Here is an 18404-nt window from a genome sequence, read left to right as displayed (position 1 = left end):
AATTTTTTTGATTTACTTTATGAATACAAAGTTTTTGATAAAAATTGTATTGTCAAATGATGTAGATCACGTTTTAAGTGTGATGTAAATCAAATTTAAAGATTAGATATACGACTCAACGTTTCTCTTGTAATGCCGAGATAAGATGCAATTATCGATTTTGAAACTCTTTTGTGCAACATTGGATATTGCTGTAGAAAGAAATCATATCGTTCTTTAGCATCACTGGAAAGTAGAGAAATTAGTCTTTTTTGAAAAGCAGCATAAGCACCTTCAATTTTTTTTCTGAAGAAATACTCCATTTCAGGAAGTTCTTTGCAGAGTTTTTCACGATCATCGAAAGAAAGTACTAACACTTCACAATCTTCCAGACATTCAATATGCAGCGTAGCAGGATTTTTTTTGAAATAAGCATCATAATCACTAATCCACCAATCTTCCATGGCAAATCGTATTATGCGTTCCTTTCCATCTTGCAATACATATGAAGCTTTTAAACAACCTTTTGCCACCCAATATTCATAAGAAACAGTATCTCCTTCGCTAATTAAAATACTATGCTTTTTTAATTTTTTAGGTTTGAAAAAAGATAAAATATAGTCAAATTGCTCGTCGTTTATAGTCGATAATTTTTCAATATGAGCTCTAAATTGTTCATTCATAAAGAATGTTTTTTATAAAATTAAGAAAAAATCTAGATGAAACTTCTCTAAATTTTGCAAACCATTGTAAGTATAGAGGCGTGTTCTTCTACAATATTAGGATAATCTAAATCGTATTGATCGATTTGAACAAAACCTGCTTTTTCGTAAACAAATTTTGCCGGACTGCTTTCCATAACCTTCAGCGATATTGCAGCATAGTTTTTTTCTTTTGAAAAGGAGATTACAAAGTTCATTGTACTTTTTCCAATTCCTTTTCCTATGGCTTCTTTCAAAAGATAAAGTTTATCCAGTTCGATGCATTTTGATGGTGCATACGATTCTATGGTGTTTTCTTTCAGTTTTACAAAACCAACAGCATTTTCTCCATTATAAATCAGAAAGTAAAAGATATCAGCTGCAGAAAGCTCTTCTTTGAAAATTTCTTTTTTATAAAATCGCTCCAAATATGATTTTCCTTTGTCTTTCCAAAGGTATTGATACGTATCATTATAAGACTGTATGGCGATTTTATGTAATAAATCAAGGTCGATTTGCTCACACTTTTTAAAAGTAATCAATTTGATGTTTTTTAATTATTGAAGAAAAACAAAAATAAGTGAATATTTTGAAAAAATAGCAATCTCTAATTTGAACATACAAGATATTAAAGTCTGAATTCGCTGAAGTACCAAAACTAATTTCAAGTTTATATTCTTTACTGAAAAAGTTTATCCCAAGGATTATCGGTTCGGAAAGGAACGGCCGGTAATCCTTCTTTGTTGATGAAATTCGATTGCGTACCTTCATTCCACCCAAAACGAGCGACAACAGGATTTGGAATTTCAGCAGCAGAAAGAATTACGGTATTGTCTTTTATTATTGCATTTGCGGGTACAAATTTTCCATCTTTACCTGCTATAGTAAACCAAGTCAGTGGTTTTCCGTCACGGCTTGTCAACCCGCTTCCTGTTTCTGAAAAGGTGATTTCGATAGTATTATGGACTATTCTCATTTTTTTATAAACTGGGCCAGACCAAACGACATTTTTTTTCCCGTACGTTTTATTGGAGGCCAAAAGACTTAATCGTCGCCCAATTTCCCATTTATATCCAGGATGCAGATCGGCGATACTATCAACCAAATCGGTTATGGCAATGGTATTTGTGTTTTTTAAATGAAGCGCAAGTTTTTGCGCCTCCCAGAATTCAGGAAGTTGTTCTGCACTGTGTGGGCGTTCGTCTTTTGTAGTAGAATAAGCGTATGGTGCCAGTTGAACAAAATAGAAAGGCATTGTTTTGTTGTTCCATTCATTTCTCCAGCTTTCGATCAATGTTTTAAATTTGTACGCATAGCGAATATTTTCATTCAAAAAGCAATTTGATTCTCCCTGATACCATAATATTCCTTTCATTGTATACGGAATTAAAGGTTGAATCATGGTATCGTAAAATTTACCAGACTCTCCGCCGTCAGCACTTAGTTTTTCAAGTGTTTTTCCGTTTTTCAATATAGGGGCAAAATCCATTTTAGAGGCCTGGATCCAAGGTTCGATTCTGCTTCCCGGAACAGCTGCAGAAATCATTCCGATTGGTACATTTAATTTCGAATACAGGTCTTTTGCAAAATAATATCCAACAGCAGAAAAATCAACTAATGGTTTTCCCATTGCGGCATCCCATCCGAGATGTTCCGGACTTGGATCCATATATTTCCTGCGATCTAAAAAAATGCGAATATTAGTGTTGTTTGCTTTATTTAAGTCATCTTCTGGCGGTTTATATCCTTTTACGGCAGTCTCAAATTTGCTGTACTTTCTCATGGCATATTCCATATTAGATTGACCAGAACAAAGCCAGACTTCTCCAACCAGTATATTTTTGAGAACAATTGTAGTGTTTCCTTTTATGGTCATTTCACGTGGCGTAAAAGAGGCATCCATACGGTTTAATTGAATCGACCATTTACCAGCTTTATCAGCGGTTGTTTTTTTATTTTGTCCGGCAAATGCAACCGAAATTTTTTCGTTTGGACTAGCTGTTCCCCAAATAGAAACTTTTTGCTTTTGTTGTAAAACCATATTGTGGCCGATTATTTTAGGAAGTACAATTTGGCTGGAAACCTTGAATGTGAATAAAAGCAAAATACTTAAAAACGAGAAAATCAATTTATTGGAATGCATTTTTTTCTTTTTGAATTATTTCAAAAATAAAGAAATAAAGCTTCTTGTCTGTCCTGTAGCATCCTGAGAGATTTTTTTGATTTTAATAAGCATCAAAACTGGACTACCTAATTATATTAAAACTGTATCATTTTGATGTTCCAATGTTGAGATATTTTTGTCACGCAATAATGCAAGAACTAAAATTAGAATTACAATGGAAACGAACGAAAAAAAATTCTCATCAAAAGATTTTCATCAGACTTTTGCACGACCAAGCTTTATTATGCCCGACAAATTAATTCACAGAAATGTCGAAAACGCAGGCGAACACAATCAGTTTTCTACAGAAAGAAAACATCCAGTGTTTTTTGTAGATCTGCCAAGTAAAAATGTAAGTATGACAATTGGTGGGTTACTTCCTGGACAATTAACCAACAGACACAGACATACTTATGAAACACTTTTGTATGTAATTGAAGGAACTGGTTTTACAGAAATCGAAGATCAAAAGGTAGAGTGGAAAGCAGGTGACGCAGTTTATATTCCGGCTTGGACTTGGCACAGACATCAAAACTTAAGCGACATGGAAAATGCAAAATATATTGCTACAGAAAATGCACCTCAATTGCAAAATTTAGGTGTTGCATTAAGAGAAGAAGAAGGAAGAGATTTGTAACAGAAAACAGAAAATTAAATGAAAGACATCAAATTTAAAGGAATAATTGCCTATCCGATCACTCCGTTTGACGAAAATGAAAAAGTAGATATTCCGTTGTACAAAGAGTTATTAGAACGATTAATTGTTGCGGGTTCACATGCTGTCGCTCCGCTGGGAAGCACAGGAGTTATGCCTTATCTGAACGATGAAGAGAAACTAGCAATAACTAAAGCAACTGTTGAACAAGTAAAAGGGAGGGTTCCGATCTTGGTTGGCGTATCCAATCTGACTACAGAAAGAACTATTTATCACGCCAAAGCAGCTGAAAAAGAAGGAGCAGACGCTGTAATGATTATTCCGATGAGTTACTGGAAATTGAGTGATGATGAAATTGTAAAACATTATGAAGCTGTAGCAAACGAAATATCGATTCCGATTATGGCGTACAATAATCCAGCAACGGCAGGAATTGATATGTCGCCGAAATTATTAAAACGTCTTCTTGAAATTCCGAATGTTACTATGATCAAAGAAAGTACGGGAGATGTTCAGAGAATGCATTATTTAAAAAAGGAATTAGGAGATGATGTTGCTTTTTACAACGGATCAAATCCTTTGGCATTATCTGCTTTTGCCGCGGGCGCTACAGGTTGGTGTACCGCTGCGCCTAATTTGATTCCGGAGCTGAATATAGCTTTGTATGATGCAGTTCAGAAAAATGATCTTAACGAAGCGCAGAAACTATTTTACAAACAAATCAATTTATTGAAATTTATTGTAGAAAAAGGATTACCACGAGCTATAAAAGCCGGTTTGAATTTTCAAGGCATAAATGGAGGACAATTGAGAAAACCTCTTCAGCCTCTAGCTTCAGAAGAGGTTAAACAGCTTGAAGAAATTTTGAGTTCTCTTCAATAATTAATTTTCAAAAAAACGAAAGCCTGCAAAGTCAATATTTGCAGGCTTTTTGTAGTTTTTAAAATATCTCGATTTTAAAGAAATTCCTTGCCAGATTTAACTAATGCAATTCTCGAACTTTCTATAAATTCTACAAGTTCAAATTCTTTCAATTCTCGAATTAAATTAGGACTGTCTATTTCTTGGAAAGTACATTCAAATATGGTAAAAGTACTTTGGACGGAAAGATGCTTCGCATTGTGTTTTCGTAAAAGTTCGTTTAATTTTTCATTTATCATAATTTGTGACGTAGGAATTTTAAATAAAACAACTTTTGTCCAGACAATCTCTTCATTGGTATAGTAACAACATTTAAAAACTTCTATGATTTTTTCGATCTGAAGCGCCATATTTCGAACCGTTTCTAAAGATTCAGTTATAAGAATGGTGTATTTGTAAACAGTATCAATTTCACAAATCGAGATAGAAAGACCTTCAATTTTAATATTTCTTCGAGTAAACACAAGACTTATTTTATGAATTAAATCGAAGCGATCTTCTGTGTGAATTGTTAAGGTGTACTGCTGTTTCATTTGTTGTTGTTTTTCAATTTTGTTTTAAGGTTTATTTGATTTTGAGATAAAAAAAAACCTTTCTCGTTTTGACTGAGAAAGGTTGATTATAAAGCATATAATTCCGACTCGTCAAAAGAGACAGGTAATAATAATTGCGCTAATAATAATGGATATTCTGTTTTTCAAGTTGATGTAAAATAAAAAAGCCTCCCGTTTAAAGGAGGCTTTTAATTATATAATTGACGTTTACTTAATTAAAAAGACACTCCCCACAGTTATCGATGATAATTGTGTGAATGTTGCTAATTGTAATTACGTTTTTCATTGCTTTTATTGTTGAACGACAAATGTAGAAAATTTTATGAAACGGAAAACTTTTAGTGTTGTTTGATTTATTAAATTTGTAGAAAGGACCACTAAAAAAACTTTTTGTTATGCCAATAATTGAACAATCAGAATATAATTTTCCTTCCATAATACATAGAAACAGACATGTTTCTACTATTTATGCTGCGTTGTTTAAAAAGTTTGAAGTTCCTGGATATACAAGGGAAAAACACGAACTGAATGATGGCGATTTTATCAATATTGATTTTGTGGTAAATGATTCCAAAAAAGCAGTTATTCTTTGTCATGGTTTAGAAGGAGATTCCCGCAGAACTTATAATAATAGTTGTGCGACCTATTTTCAGCAGAAAGGATTTTCTGTTTTTGCTTGGAACAATAGAACTTGCGGAGGAGAAATGAATCGTCTTCCGAGACTGTATCATCATGGTGCGGTTGATGATTTGGACGAGGTTGTCCAATTTGTTTTCAAAAAAGGATTTGAAGATGTTTATCTGATCGGATATTCGATGGGAGGCGTTCAGCTTTTAAACTATTTAGGCTGGACAAAAATAGATGAACGCATAAAGGCAGCAGTTTCTATTTCGGTTCCAACGCATATTGCAACAAGTGCACAAGTTTTGAAACAAGGTTTTAATCGAGTTTATCTAAAGAATTTTACAATTGATATTAAAAGAAAATTGAAATACAAGGCAGCACAATTTCCTGATTTTATAAATCGTGACCAGATTGATAAAATTACCTCTTTTGATGAAGTCGACCAGTATTTTACGGCACCGCTTCATGGTTTTGCAAGCCGAGATGATTATTACGAACGTGTTTCTCCTGAATTTTCTCTTAAAGATATCAGTACTCCTGTTTTAATAATCAATTCACTCGATGATCCTTTTTTGGGTGAAAGATGTTATCCTCGTACTATTGCACGAGATAGTGCATACGTTTACTTGGAAACTCCAAAGTATGGCGGACACTGTGCTTTTCCTTTACGAAATTCTACGTATTCTTATGCAGAGAAAAGAGCTTTTGATTTTTTTGAGTCTTGTAAGTCTGCTTAATTGTTATTCGGCTACTTTTTTATTCTCAAGCTCGACCTTAAATTTACCCCAAAACGGATTATCAGCCATTTGCGAATGTCCAATTACTAAAATGTAACTTCCTTTTTGTTTCAATGGAATTTTCATATCCATTCCGAATGGGCCATCTGAGGTTTTATCTGGAAAAATAATCTGATTGAATCGAATATTTCCTTTTCCAGTCGGTGGCATAATCTTAGCATTCAACTCGCCAGATTCCTCATTTTTAAACTTGACATATATTCTAGAATGGATGGAATCTACTGTCCCTTCAGCGATATAGATGTTTTGTTCGTTCTTAAAATTCATAAAAATTGTATCGCCTGTCTGTTTGTTTTCAGTACGATTTTCAATTTTACTTTCTTCTGCATTTTGTGTTACCTGAATCGAGTCTGAAGACGATACAGTAGTACTCTTATTTTCTTTCTGCTGACAAGAAAAAAGAAGAAAAGGCAATGTAACCATTAAAAAATTTTTCATAAAAGTATTTTTAATAAGAACTTCAAATTTAATTTTTAGGAAGGGAATTTTGTTATAGATAAAACTTTCGATTTTGTAAAATATGAATATGAAATGAGAATGTTATCAATAAATTAAATTTTGGTTAACTGGTTCTTTGTGTTTCTATTTTAAAATAATTATTGTTGAAATTTACAAATGTGTACACAAATCAGAAATCAATATTTTCTTTCATAAAACTAGTCAACTAACGTGCAAAACTATCTTATACCTTCAGAAATCTCTTGGCTCTCTTTCAATAATTGTATTTTGGATGAAGCAGAAGATTTAAATAATTCAGTATACGAAAGAATTAAATTTTTAGCCATACATTCTTCTAATCTGGATGAATTTTTTAGAGTGAAAGTCAAAAAACTGTTGGTTAAGAATTCAAAGAAAAATAAAGAGTTGTTAACCCAAATTTTAAATGAGGTCAATCTCCAGCAAAATAGATTTGGGTCGATTTGGAAATATTCGATACTGCCAGAATTAAAAGAACATCATATTGTTTATTACGAAAATCAAGAACTTTCAAAAGAACATTTGAATGAAATAGAATATTACTTTAAAAGTATTATTTTATCTTATATTCAGGTAATTTATATTTCTGTAAATCAGCCCAAAACGTACTTTTTAAACAATCGAGGCTTATATTTATTAGTCAAATTAAAAGACACTTCTGGAAATTATAATTATGCTTATTTGAATATTCCTTCAGATAAATTGGATCGATATAAAAGACTGCAAAGTCAGGGAGATACACATTATATTATTTCGATTGATACTATAATTAAAAAATGCCTGTCTTTTATTTTTACTTCTGGGAAAATAGTTTCCTCTTATGCCATTAAATTAAACCGAGACGAAAATTATCTAATTGAAGATGAGAATTCGGGCGATTTAATAGCAAAAATTGAAGCAAAAGTAGCAGAACGAAAACGAGGCTCATCAACAAGATTTTTGTATGATTCTAATATGGATTCTGATACTATTTCAGTTTGTAAAAATGCTTTCCGTCTTAAAAGTAATGAGATGATAAAGGGAGGAAGCCATCATAATTTGTACGATTTGTTTCATTTTCCTAATCCACTCAAACCAAAACTTCAGGGCGCAAATTATCCGAGTTTGAAACATTTGCCATTTGAAAGCAGCAAATCAATTTTTGAAATTATTGACAAGCGAAATCAATTACTACATTTTCCTTATCAGTCTTATTATTATGTACTTCAGTTTTTTAATCAGGCGGCAATTAATAGAAATGTTCTAGAGATCAAGATTACTTTATATCGAATTTCCTCGCAATCGTTAATTGCAAATGCTTTAATAAGTGCTGCTAAAAACGGAAAAAAAGTAACTGTTTTTGTAGAAGTAAAAGCGAGGTTTGACGAATACAATAATCTGTTTTGGTCACGCGAGATGAAAAATGCCGGAATAAAAATCATTCAAAGTATGCCAAATTTAAAAGTTCATGCAAAAATTGCGATGGTTACGATGAAAGACAAATACGGTAATAAAAAGAACTACAGTTATTTGTCAACAGGAAATTTTAACGAAAACACAGCCAACGTTTATTCTGATTTTGGATTCTTTACTTCAGAAAAAAAATATACAGATGATCTAAAAAAGGTTTTTACTTTTTTAAAGACAAAGAAAAAGACTGGTATGCCAAAAGAAATTCTGGCAGCAGGTTTTAATATGAAAGAGAAATTAATTGAGTTTATCGATAATGAAATTAAGAATAAAAAAGCAGGTAAAGAGGCTTTTATATTTTTGAAAGTAAATGGTGTCGACGAAAAAGATATTATTGAGAAGCTTATTGAAGCAAGCAAAGCAGGTGTTGATGTAACGATGATTGTACGCGGAATATGCACATTGTTGCCAGGAATAAAAAACGTTTCTGAAAACATAAAAATCTACCGCATTGTTGGAAAGTTTTTAGAACATTCTAGAATTTACAAATTTGCCAATAAAGGCAACGAAAAAATCTATTTATCGTCTGCAGATATGTTGAGTCGAAATTTAAATAGAAGAATAGAAGTTGCTTTTCCAATTCACGACGAAAAAAACAGGGGAGAGATTAATAAAATTATTCAGTTGCAATTAGAGGATAACACCAAAAGAAGAACCATCAACAGTGAGGGAAACAACGAATTGGACACCTTAAATGAAATTGTGCCAAGATGCGCCCAAACCGAAATTTACGACTGGATTGAAATGACTAATAAATCAGATACGGAATAGATTTTACATCTTCTTAATAAAGAGGTGTCATTAGTTCTAAAAATGTAGTTTTTTCCTGTAATTATTTGTGTTTTTTGCATTAATAGTAATAATAGGTTAAATCGTATTTAAAATAAAAAGAGGTTTAATTGGATATATTTGATAGAATGTAAAAGACCTGATGGATTTACATTTACCGCCCCAAATATCTTATTTATATGAAAACGATTCAGTTTAGAACCGATGATCTCACGCAGTATACCGTTAATGTTTCTCAGATTACCTGCATGTTTGCTGCAGAAGAATCTCTTGGAACATGGATTTATTTAAGCTGCGGCACTCGTTTGAAAACACTTATGACGCTTGATCTTATTTGGGAGATGATTAACAGCAACTCAAATTAATATCTTATGAGAAAGGTCTTCTTATTCTGATTAAGAATACGTATTTTTACAATTATAAATTGCTCGTTTTATCTAGTGCAAGCAATCAAATAATTCGATATGAAGACCCGAAAAAGATTTTTGACGCATTTACCACTACTTTCTTTTTTAATTTTTGGAACAATAAATGCCCAGCAGAAATTTACAATTGTTGCCGCAGCCAATCTTAAAGTTGCTTTAGATTCTGTAAATACGGTTTTTAAGAATCAAAATCCAGGTATAAATCCACAGATTACTTATGGAGCTTCGGGGAAATTCTACGAGCAAATTTCAAGTGGAGCTCCATTTGATTTGTTTTTTTCAGCAGATATGGATTATCCCAATCAATTGGAAAAAAATAAATTGACGTCTTCTAAAATAAAAATGTATGCTGTCGGTAAATTGGTTATCTGGAGTAAAAAAACGGATCCAAACAAAGCAAAGATAAATAGTCTTTTAGACGCATCTGTTAAAAAAATCGCTATCGGAAATCCTGCAACTGCTCCTTATGGAGAAAAGGCGGTCGAAAGTTTGAAATTCTACAAAGTATACGATAAAATAAAAAATAAGTTGGTTTTTGGTGAAAACATTACACAAGCCGCTCAGTTTGTAACAACCGGAAATGCAGATATCGGAATTACGGCTTTATCTCTTGTGCTTACTCCAAATATGAAGAAAGAAGGTGGTAAATATTATATTATTCCTCAAAAAAGTCATTCGCCCTTAGAACAAGGATGTGTGGTATTGAAACATGGAAAAAACAATGCAAACGTTTTGAAATTCTACAACTTTATTTCCTCTAAAAAAGCAATTGCGATTTTAAAATATTACGGATACGATACGGCAACAAAATGAATGTACTAAACGGAATTATAACTGAAATCAGATCGAATGAAGGCATTTCGCTAGTCAAAGTAAAATCGAATACTTTTACTTTTTCTTCGATAGTTTTAGATACACCAGAAACAGTAAACTATTTAGTAAAAGATAATGTTGTTCAAATTATTTTTAAAGAAACAGAAGTCATTATTGCTAAAGATTTAAATCTGGCAATCAGCATTCAAAACCAGATTCCTTGTCGTATTGCATCTTTAAAAAAAGGAATAATTTTAAGTCAGATCAATTTGGTCATACAAGATTCCGATCAAAGTATACAATCCATTATTACAACAAATGCTTGTGAACAATTGGATTTAAAAGAAAACGACAAAGTATTGGCTTTAATAAAAACAAACGAAGTAAGCTTATCTGCCCATGATTAATCTAGATCCTTTATGGCTTACTGCAAAATTGGCTTTGATAACCACAGTAATTCTTTTAGTGGTTTCAATTCCCTTATCTTATTGGCTCTGCTACAGTAGATTTCGATTAAAAGCCGTTGTTGAAGCTTTGATAAGCCTACCTTTAGTTTTGCCGCCATCAGTTTTGGGTTTTTATCTTTTAATTGCTTTTAGTCCAGAAAATGCTTTCGGGAAATTTTTATCTGATTATTTTGATGTAAGACTGGTTTTTACTTTTCAAGGCTTAATTGTGGCTTCGGTTTTATACAGTCTGCCATTTATGGTAAATCCGATTTTATCGGGATTAAAAAATCTGCCACCCGCTTTGCAGGAAGCCTCTTTTACTTTAGGAAAATCGAGATTGACAACGCTTACTAAAATTTTGCTTCCCAATATTAGTGCTTCCTTATTTACGGGTATTATTATGACTTTTGCTCACACTTTAGGAGAGTTTGGCGTAGTTCTTATGGTTGGAGGAAGTATTCCAGAAGAAACAAAAGTAGTTTCGATAGCCATTTACGAAGAAGTAGAATCTATGAATTATGACAATGCCAATATTTATGCAGGAATATTGTTTTTGTTTTCATTTTCGATTCTTCTGGTAGTTCATTTAATCAATAATAAATCACAAAAAACTACTCTTTATTAATGATACAAATTGATGCTTATAAAATGCTCCAGACAGCAGATGGCGAGTTGCCATTGGCTATTTCTCTGACTATTGAAAAAGGACAGTTTGTTGCTATTTACGGAAATTCGGGAGCTGGTAAAACCACAATCCTTCGTATTTTATCAGGTCTAACCGATGCAGAAAAAGTTAATATAAAAGTAGGTGAATCCATTTGGGACGATTCTGAGAAAAAGGTTCATCTTCCTGTTCAAAAACGTTCTATTGGATTTGTATTTCAGGATTTTGCCTTATTTCCAAATTTAACCGTAAAAGAAAATCTGGAATTTGCCTTATCAAAAAATGATTCTAAAGAAATTGTCGAAGAACTTATTGACTTAATGGAATTACAATCGCTGCAGAATAGTAAACCTCAGAATTTATCAGGTGGACAAAAGCAGCGTGTAGCCTTGGCAAGAGCTATTGTCCGCAAACCTGAAATTCTTTTATTAGACGAACCATTATCGGCCCTGGATGATGATATGCGATTTAAACTGCAGGATTATATCTTAAAAATTCATCAAAAATACCAATTGACTACCTTGATGATTAGTCATTCCATTGCAGAGATTTTTAAACTTTCAGATCAGGTAATCGTACTTGATAAAGGAAAAATTATAAAAGAAGGAACTCCTGCAACCGTTTTTTCAGAGCAAAAAATAAGTAGTAAATTTCAATTGACAGGAGAAATAATAAGTATTACTAAAAGCGATGTCGTTTATATCGTTCAGATTTCGTCAGGAAATAATATTGTGAAAGTAATTGCAACAGAGGAAGATGCAAAAGAATATAGAATTGGACAAAAAGTCTTAGTGGCTTCAAAAGCATTTAATCCGATTATACAGGTTTTGATTTAGATTTGAAAAATTTTTATATTCTTGTTTTTAATTAAGTATAAATACTTATTTTTGAAATGTAAAAACTAAGTATTTCGAGGTTTGAACAATTTGGTAATGCAAATTGTAATTTTTAAGCTATTATTTAGGTTAATTTTTTTTTTTTATAATATGACCAAAATCATAATTTAAACTTGAAAAAGGTACTTTTTTTGAAAAAAAATAATTATTGACCAATCAAATATTTTTTTAATCATCAGTATTCATTTAAAAACATACTGAAAACATCGTAAACCATGAAATTAAAATTTGCAGTATTGATGCTCTTTCCGTTAATCGGATTTTCGCAGCAAAATAAAACAACCGAGGCCGATTCTTTAAAAACATCAAATATCTTTATGCTTGGAGAGGTCGTTATCACTCACAGTCAGAATAAAGATACTTTGAACAGGGTAACTTCTGCAAAGATGGAATCTCAAAACAAAATAGAAGTTTCGAGAGCTTTAAATCTGCTTCCCGGAGTAACTTTGACAGCTTCAGGTCCAAGAAACGAATCAATGGTTTCTATAAGAGGTTTTGATTTGAGACAAGTTCCGGTTTATATGGATGGTATTCCGGTTTACGTTCCTTATGATGGTTATGTAGATCTTGCCAGATTTACGACATTCGATTTGGCGGCGGTCGATGTTTCAAAAGGATTTTCTTCTGTGCTTTATGGACCGAATTCTTTAGGTGGCGCGATTAATCTTATTTCGAGAAAACCTTCCAAAAAGCTAGAATATGATGGTGCTTTAGGAGCAATAAATGAAAATGGCTATCGCGGAAACATCAACATCGGATCTAATTTAGGCAAATTTTATGTTCAAGGTGGTTATTCGTATTTGGACCGAAATTCAACCAGAATGTCTTCTGATTTTGTTCCAATGAAAAATGAAGATGGGGGACAAAGAGATAATTCATACCGAAAAGACCAGAAAATTAGTTTTAAAGTAGGGTGGACTCCAAACAAGAAAAGCGAATATGCGTTGGGTTACATTAATCAACAAGGAGAAAAAGGAAATCCTGTTTATGCAGGAAGCGATACTAAAAATTCACTTTTGAACAATCCGCGTTTTTGGCAGTGGCCGGTTTGGAATAAAGAGAGTTATTACTTTATTTCCAATTCAAATCTGGACGATCAAAACAGTTTGAAAACGAGAATATATTATGACAAATTCAAAAATACGCTGAACAGTTATGATGATAAAACGTATTCAACAATGACCAAAGGATACGCTTTTCAAAGTCTTTACGACGACTATACGTATGGTGGAAATGTAGAATACAACACGAAAATTATTCCAAAAAATGAGTTTAAAGCAGCAGTTCATTTTAAAGAAGACGTACACCGTGAAAATAATTTAGGAGAGCCTGTACGTCATTTTATCGACAATACAATTTTGTTCGGAATTGAAGATGTTTTTAAAGTTTCCAATAAATTTACTGTGATTCCGGGAGCGAGTTATAACATTAGAAAAAATATTCAGGCTCAGGATTATAACAGTACAACGAAAGTTATATCAGATTATCCAGCAGCAGATGCCAGTGATGCTTACAATTTGCAAATCGGACTTTTCTATCAATTAAATGAAGCTCAGAAGTTAGGTGCTACAGTTTCTCAAAAAACAAGATTTGCAACCATTAAAGACCGTTATTCTTATAGAATGGGAACTGCAATTCCGAATCCGACATTAAAACCGGAAACAGCATTAAATTATGAAGTGAATTATACAGCAACGTTATTTGAGAAAATGACATTTCAAACTGCCTTATTTTACAGTTCGATCACAGATGCTATTTTGAGTGTGAGCAATGTACAGCCTGGCAGATCGCAAATGCAGAATTTTGGTGAGGCAGAATACCGTGGAGTTGAAGCGCAGATTAATTATTCGATCTTGAAAAATCTTATTTTCAATGCCAATTATACGTATCTGGAAAGAAAAAATATAACGAGTCCAACCATTTATTTTACAGATGTGCCCAACACAAAAGTAATGGGAACAGTAGAGTATGAACCAATTAAGGTTTTACGATTAATTGCAAATGCAGACTTTAATTCGTCTCGATTCAGTACAAGTTATGGTACACGAGTTCCAGATTATACACTTTTAAATTTTTACGCTTCAGGAAAAATATTGAAAAATTTTAGTCTTGATGCCGGAATAAGCAATATATTCGATAGAAATTACAGTCTTGTTGAAGGATTTCCAGAAGAAGGACGAAATTTCTTTGTAACGCTTCGTTTTTTCAATCAATAAAAGGTTTTAAAACAAGATATTTTCAATGTTTCTGATATTATAATAATGCAAATCGAATCACATTATAAAAAACTAACTTTACTACTTGTGTTGGTAGCAGCCGGAATTTTCACGGCTGCTACTGACATAAGTCCTTTATATGTTGATCCTTACAAGTTAGAATATCCGGATTATTTTGGAAACAGAATCAGTATACCAGAAGATAACCCGACTACCAAGCAAGGAGTTTATTTGGGCAGAATGTTATTTTACGAAACAAAATTATCTTCGAGCCAAACCATTTCTTGTGCAAGTTGTCATCAACAGAAATTTGCTTTTACAGATGGAAAAGCATTTAGTTCAGGAATAGATAATATGCGCACTAAACGCAATTCGATGTCATTGGCCAATTTGCTTTGGGTTCGGAATTTCTTTTGGGACGGAAGAGCAAAAGGTTTGGAAGACCAAGCAAAATTTCCGCTTAATGATCCTCATGAAATGGGAGGTTATCTTGAAAAAGCGGTTAAAATATTGCAGCAGACTAAGGAATATCCGCCACTTTTTAGAGAAGCTTTTGGAACGGCTGAAATAACATCAGATAAAATAACCAAAGCCATTGCACAATTTGAACGTACTTTAATTTCTGCCAATTCGAATTATGATAAATATCTGAGAGGCGAATATAATCCGACGGAACAAGAATTGAATGGCATGGAATTGTTTATGAATTCGCCTCGACCAGAAAAGAATATTAGAGGTGCTAATTGTGCCCAATGCCACGGAACGCCAAAAATGTATATGGAATTATTTCACAACAATGGTCTTGATACAGAACCTAAAGATATAGGTCGGGAAGAATTTACAGGAATGGAAAATGATCGAGGAAGATTTCGTGTAGCAACACTTCGAAACATTGCACTTACTGCACCTTACATGCATGACGGTAGATTCAAAAATTTGGATGAAGTATTGGATCATTATAATGAACATATTAAACCAAGCAAATCTTTGAGTATTTCTCTAAAAAACGTCTCAAACAATTTAGATGGAGAAAAATTAGGTTTAACAGCCAATGAAAAATCAGATATAATCAGTTTTTTAAAAATGCTAACTGATTCGACATTTATAACCGATCCAAAATTTTCTGATCCGCATTTGAAAAAAGTAACTACTAATTAAAAACATAAAAATGAAAAAGCACTTTTTATTACTAGGTTTTCTAATCGCATCCTTTACTGCTGGTTTTACAACTAGTTTATCAGCACAAACTCCTTCAAAAGAAGCCGTACTAAAAGTAGAAGGTGAGGTTTTAAAAACACTTTCGATCAGTATTTCTGATTTTGCAAAAATGCCTCATGTAGAAGCTAATATGAAAGATCGCGATGGTAAAATACAGCAATATTCTGGAGTTCCTGTTATCGAAATTTTAAAACAGGCAGGAGTAACTTTAGGAAAAGATCTAAAAGGGGAAAACCTAACAAAATACATGTTGGTAAGAGCAAGTGATGGTTATGAAGTTCTCTTTTCATTAGCAGAACTAGATCCAGTTTTTACAAACAGGGTAATTATTTTAGCTGATAAAAAAGATGGAAAACCATTAGAAAATGGAATAGGTCCATTCCGTTTAGTTGTTCCTGACGAAAATAGACCTGCTCGTTCTGTTCATGAAGTTTCTCATTTTATTATTCGATTTGCGAAGGAATAATTTGATTTTCTATCTGCGTGTTAAACTTTCTCTAATACGGTAAACAACATAAAAATTTCTCCGTTTTGATGCGTATATTTGAAAGACAAAAAAAATTAAATCATTTATGAAGAATATAGGATTTTTATCATTTGGACATTGGTCAAATAATCCATCCTATGGGACTCGTACAGCGGGAGATACACTTCTTCAATCTATCGATTTAGCTGTAGCTGCAGAAGAACTAGGTCTCGACGGAGCTTATTTTCGTGTACACCATTTTGCTCAACAGCTAGCATCGCCTTTCCCTTTACTTTCGGCTATTGGAGCCAAAACGAGTAAAATTGAAATCGGAACAGGTGTAATTGATATGAGGTATGAAAATCCATTGTACATGTTGGAAGATGCCAGTGCAGCCGATTTGATATCGGGTGGACGCTTACAGTTAGGAATAAGCAGAGGATCACCAGAACAAGTTATAGACGGTTGGCGTTACTTTGGCTATGAACCGAATGAAAATGAAACAGATGCCGATATGGGGCGTCAGAAAGCCTTGCAATTTTTAGAAGGACTAAAAGGCGAAGGATTTGCAGAGCCAAATCCGTACCCGATGTTTCCAAATCCTCCGGGTTTACTTCGTATCGAACCACATTCTGAAGGATTGAGAGAACGTATTTGGTGGGGAGCTTCCTCTAATGCGACTGCGATTTGGGCCGCTGAAAATGGCATGAACCTACAAAGTTCAACGCTAAAGAATGACGAAAACGGAAAACCATTTCATATTCAACAAGCAGAGCAAATTAGGTTATATAAAGAGGCTTGGAAAAAAGCAGGTCATGATCGTGAACCAAGAGTTTCGGTTAGTCGTTCGATTTTTGCCTTAATGAACGATCAGGACAAATATTACTTTGGCGCACAAGGTAAAGGATCTGATAGTTTTGGTTATATCGAACGTGATCAAAGAGCGGTTTTCGGTAAAAGTTATGCTGCAGAACCAGATAAACTGATTGCTGATCTGGCTCAAGACGAAGCCATTCAGGAAGCAGATACAGTGTTATTGACTATTCCAAACACTTTGGGTGTAGATTATAATGTACATGTTTTGTCTTCTATCTTAGAACATGTTGCGCCCGGATTAGGCTGGCGATAAAATTTTTATAAAAATAGAAAAAAAGCCCTCTGATTCCTATCGAGGGCTTTTTTAATAAAACTTCATTAATTGAAAAGGCTTGAAATAAAAAAAAATAATAAGAAAAAAGAAGATGAAAGTCTTTCTTTTCGAGTGTACGATCTTACAAGAGAAAATTTAAATAATTATTCTGAACCTCATAAAAAAGACCATTTTTGCATTATCATTGTGGAGCAGGGAGAAGTTCAGATCCATTTAGAAGAAGAAATTATACATCTCAAACCGGGAAAAATCTCGATGATATTTCCAGAACAAATTTCTTCTGTTTCCTTAATTTCTAAAGAATTGTCGGGAAAAATAATTTTGTTCGAAGAAATTTTATTTTGTTCTGATATTTTAAAAAACGAATTACTTTCTTATAATGTTAATCTTTCTTCACATTTAAAATGCATTTTTTTGTCGCCCTTAGAATTTACGCATGCAAAGACTATGGCTACATTTATAGAAGATATTTACTCAGATCCAAGTCTTATTCGTAAAGAACAAGGAAGGTTTTATATCAAAATCTTACTTTTAGGTTTGATTGAATCTGTTCATGGCCAGCATCCTGTTTTTCACCACGAAAGTGATAAAACGCTTTATATTCGTTTCAAAAAGATGCTTAATGAGCGTTATAAAGAAGAAAAAACAGTTCAATATTATGCTTCAAATCTTGCAGTGACAACCAAAAAGCTGAATAGTATAACCAAAAAACATTGTGGTGAAACGGTCAGTAATGCGATTCAAAATCGTATTCTTCAGGAAATTAAAAGATTATTATTGTTTTCTGATCTTTCTCATAAACAAATTTCTCTCGAATTAGGTTTTAGTTCGCCTTCAGCATTGAATAAATTTGTGAAAAGCAAACTGGACGAAACTCCAACGGAACTTCAGAAAGAACTGGCTCAAATTTATATCAAATAGACCCGTTTGTATAACACTGCCCGTACTGCCGACTATACTTTTGTACTTGTATTAAAACATTAAAATAAAGTATAAA

General features: G+C 32.9%; 19 protein-coding genes. 14 read left to right on the top strand and 5 right to left on the bottom strand.

From position 1 onward, the window contains the following. Nucleotides 1-95: 95 nt before the first annotated feature. From K6T82_RS11700 to K6T82_RS11690, 3 genes are all read right to left on the bottom strand, one after another. On the bottom strand, nt 96-662 hold the full coding sequence (locus K6T82_RS11700; RefSeq protein WP_223706052.1) for a Crp/Fnr family transcriptional regulator: 567 nt from the start codon (nt 660-662) through the stop codon (nt 96-98). Nucleotides 663-709: 47 nt separating this feature from the next. Further along, the gene (locus tag K6T82_RS11695; RefSeq protein ID WP_223706051.1) at nt 710-1222 is read right to left on the bottom strand and encodes a GNAT family N-acetyltransferase; all 513 of its coding nucleotides are present in this window, start codon (nt 1220-1222) and stop codon (nt 710-712) included. A 137-nt stretch (nt 1223-1359) separates the two neighbouring features. Continuing rightward, nucleotides 1360-2823, bottom strand: a complete 1464-nt coding sequence (locus K6T82_RS11690; protein ID WP_223706050.1) for a sialate O-acetylesterase — start codon at nt 2821-2823, stop codon at nt 1360-1362. A gap of 196 nt (nt 2824-3019) precedes the next feature. Between K6T82_RS11690 and K6T82_RS11685 the strand changes: the two genes are divergently transcribed. Together K6T82_RS11685 and K6T82_RS11680 are read left to right on the top strand one after the other, a co-directional pair. Further along, nucleotides 3020-3481: a cupin domain-containing protein gene (locus K6T82_RS11685; RefSeq protein ID WP_223706049.1), complete on the top strand. Its 462-nt coding sequence runs from the start codon at nt 3020-3022 to the stop codon at nt 3479-3481. 18 nt (nt 3482-3499) lie between these two features. Beyond that, nucleotides 3500-4381 (top strand): dihydrodipicolinate synthase family protein, encoded by an 882-nt coding sequence (locus tag K6T82_RS11680; RefSeq protein ID WP_223706048.1) that lies wholly within the window; start codon nt 3500-3502, stop codon nt 4379-4381. A gap of 74 nt (nt 4382-4455) precedes the next feature. On the opposite strand, the gene K6T82_RS11675 is transcribed toward K6T82_RS11680, so the two are convergent. Beyond that, nucleotides 4456-4953 carry an acetolactate synthase small subunit gene (locus tag K6T82_RS11675; protein ID WP_223706047.1) on the bottom strand — a complete coding sequence of 166 codons (498 nt, stop codon included), beginning with the start codon at nt 4951-4953 and terminating at the stop codon, nt 4456-4458. Nucleotides 4954-5369: 416 nt separating this feature from the next. Here K6T82_RS11675 and K6T82_RS11670 point away from each other — a divergent pair, with 416 nt between their 5' ends. Beyond that, nucleotides 5370-6335 (top strand): YheT family hydrolase, encoded by a 966-nt coding sequence (locus K6T82_RS11670; protein WP_223706046.1) that lies wholly within the window; start codon nt 5370-5372, stop codon nt 6333-6335. A gap of 3 nt (nt 6336-6338) precedes the next feature. On the opposite strand, the gene K6T82_RS11665 is transcribed toward K6T82_RS11670, so the two are convergent. Continuing rightward, the gene (locus K6T82_RS11665) at nt 6339-6833 is read right to left on the bottom strand and encodes a hypothetical protein (RefSeq protein WP_223706045.1); all 495 of its coding nucleotides are present in this window, start codon (nt 6831-6833) and stop codon (nt 6339-6341) included. Between the two features lie 231 nt (nt 6834-7064). On the opposite strand from K6T82_RS11665, the gene ppk1 reads away from it, so the two are divergent. The 11 genes from ppk1 (at nt 7065) to K6T82_RS11610 (ending at nt 18328) form a co-directional block, all read left to right on the top strand. Further along, entirely contained in the window at nt 7065-9092 is a 2028-nt protein-coding gene (gene ppk1, locus K6T82_RS11660) for a polyphosphate kinase 1 (RefSeq protein WP_223706044.1), read from the top strand. A 197-nt stretch (nt 9093-9289) separates the two neighbouring features. Continuing rightward, nucleotides 9290-9475: a hypothetical protein gene (locus K6T82_RS11655; protein WP_223706043.1), complete on the top strand. Its 186-nt coding sequence runs from the start codon at nt 9290-9292 to the stop codon at nt 9473-9475. 99 nt (nt 9476-9574) lie between these two features. Continuing rightward, complete coding sequence (modA, locus tag K6T82_RS11650; RefSeq protein WP_223706042.1) at nt 9575-10348, top strand: molybdate ABC transporter substrate-binding protein; 774 nt, start codon at nt 9575-9577, stop codon at nt 10346-10348. Next, nucleotides 10345-10755, top strand: a complete 411-nt coding sequence (locus K6T82_RS11645; protein WP_223706041.1) for a TOBE domain-containing protein — start codon at nt 10345-10347, stop codon at nt 10753-10755. Before modA ends, K6T82_RS11645 begins: the two co-directional genes overlap by 4 nt. Beyond that, nucleotides 10748-11422, top strand: a complete 675-nt coding sequence (modB, locus tag K6T82_RS11640) for a molybdate ABC transporter permease subunit (RefSeq protein ID WP_223706040.1) — start codon at nt 10748-10750, stop codon at nt 11420-11422. Before K6T82_RS11645 ends, modB begins: the two co-directional genes overlap by 8 nt. Next, a complete protein-coding gene (locus K6T82_RS11635; RefSeq protein WP_223706039.1) occupies nt 11422-12297 on the top strand; it encodes an ABC transporter ATP-binding protein in 876 nt (291 codons plus the stop codon). The genes modB and K6T82_RS11635 overlap by 1 nt, the downstream gene beginning before the upstream one ends. A gap of 275 nt (nt 12298-12572) precedes the next feature. Beyond that, nucleotides 12573-14573, top strand: coding sequence for a TonB-dependent receptor plug domain-containing protein (locus K6T82_RS11630; protein WP_223706038.1), 2001 nt, complete (start codon nt 12573-12575; stop codon nt 14571-14573). Nucleotides 14574-14618: 45 nt separating this feature from the next. Next, nucleotides 14619-15731 (top strand): cytochrome-c peroxidase, encoded by a 1113-nt coding sequence (locus tag K6T82_RS11625; protein ID WP_223706037.1) that lies wholly within the window; start codon nt 14619-14621, stop codon nt 15729-15731. 10 nt (nt 15732-15741) lie between these two features. Continuing rightward, nucleotides 15742-16257 (top strand): molybdopterin-dependent oxidoreductase, encoded by a 516-nt coding sequence (locus K6T82_RS11620; protein WP_223706036.1) that lies wholly within the window; start codon nt 15742-15744, stop codon nt 16255-16257. 106 nt (nt 16258-16363) lie between these two features. After that, on the top strand, nt 16364-17386 hold the full coding sequence (locus K6T82_RS11615; protein WP_223706035.1) for an LLM class flavin-dependent oxidoreductase: 1023 nt from the start codon (nt 16364-16366) through the stop codon (nt 17384-17386). Nucleotides 17387-17455: 69 nt separating this feature from the next. Beyond that, complete coding sequence (locus K6T82_RS11610) at nt 17456-18328, top strand: AraC family transcriptional regulator (RefSeq protein WP_223706034.1); 873 nt, start codon at nt 17456-17458, stop codon at nt 18326-18328. Nucleotides 18329-18404: the final 76 nt, after the last annotated feature.

The organism is Flavobacterium potami (assembly GCF_020026915.1).
Lineage (GTDB): Bacteria > Bacteroidota > Bacteroidia > Flavobacteriales > Flavobacteriaceae > Flavobacterium > Flavobacterium potami.
Note: the sequence above shows the minus strand (reverse complement) of the source record. Positions and strands in the feature narration are given on the sequence as shown.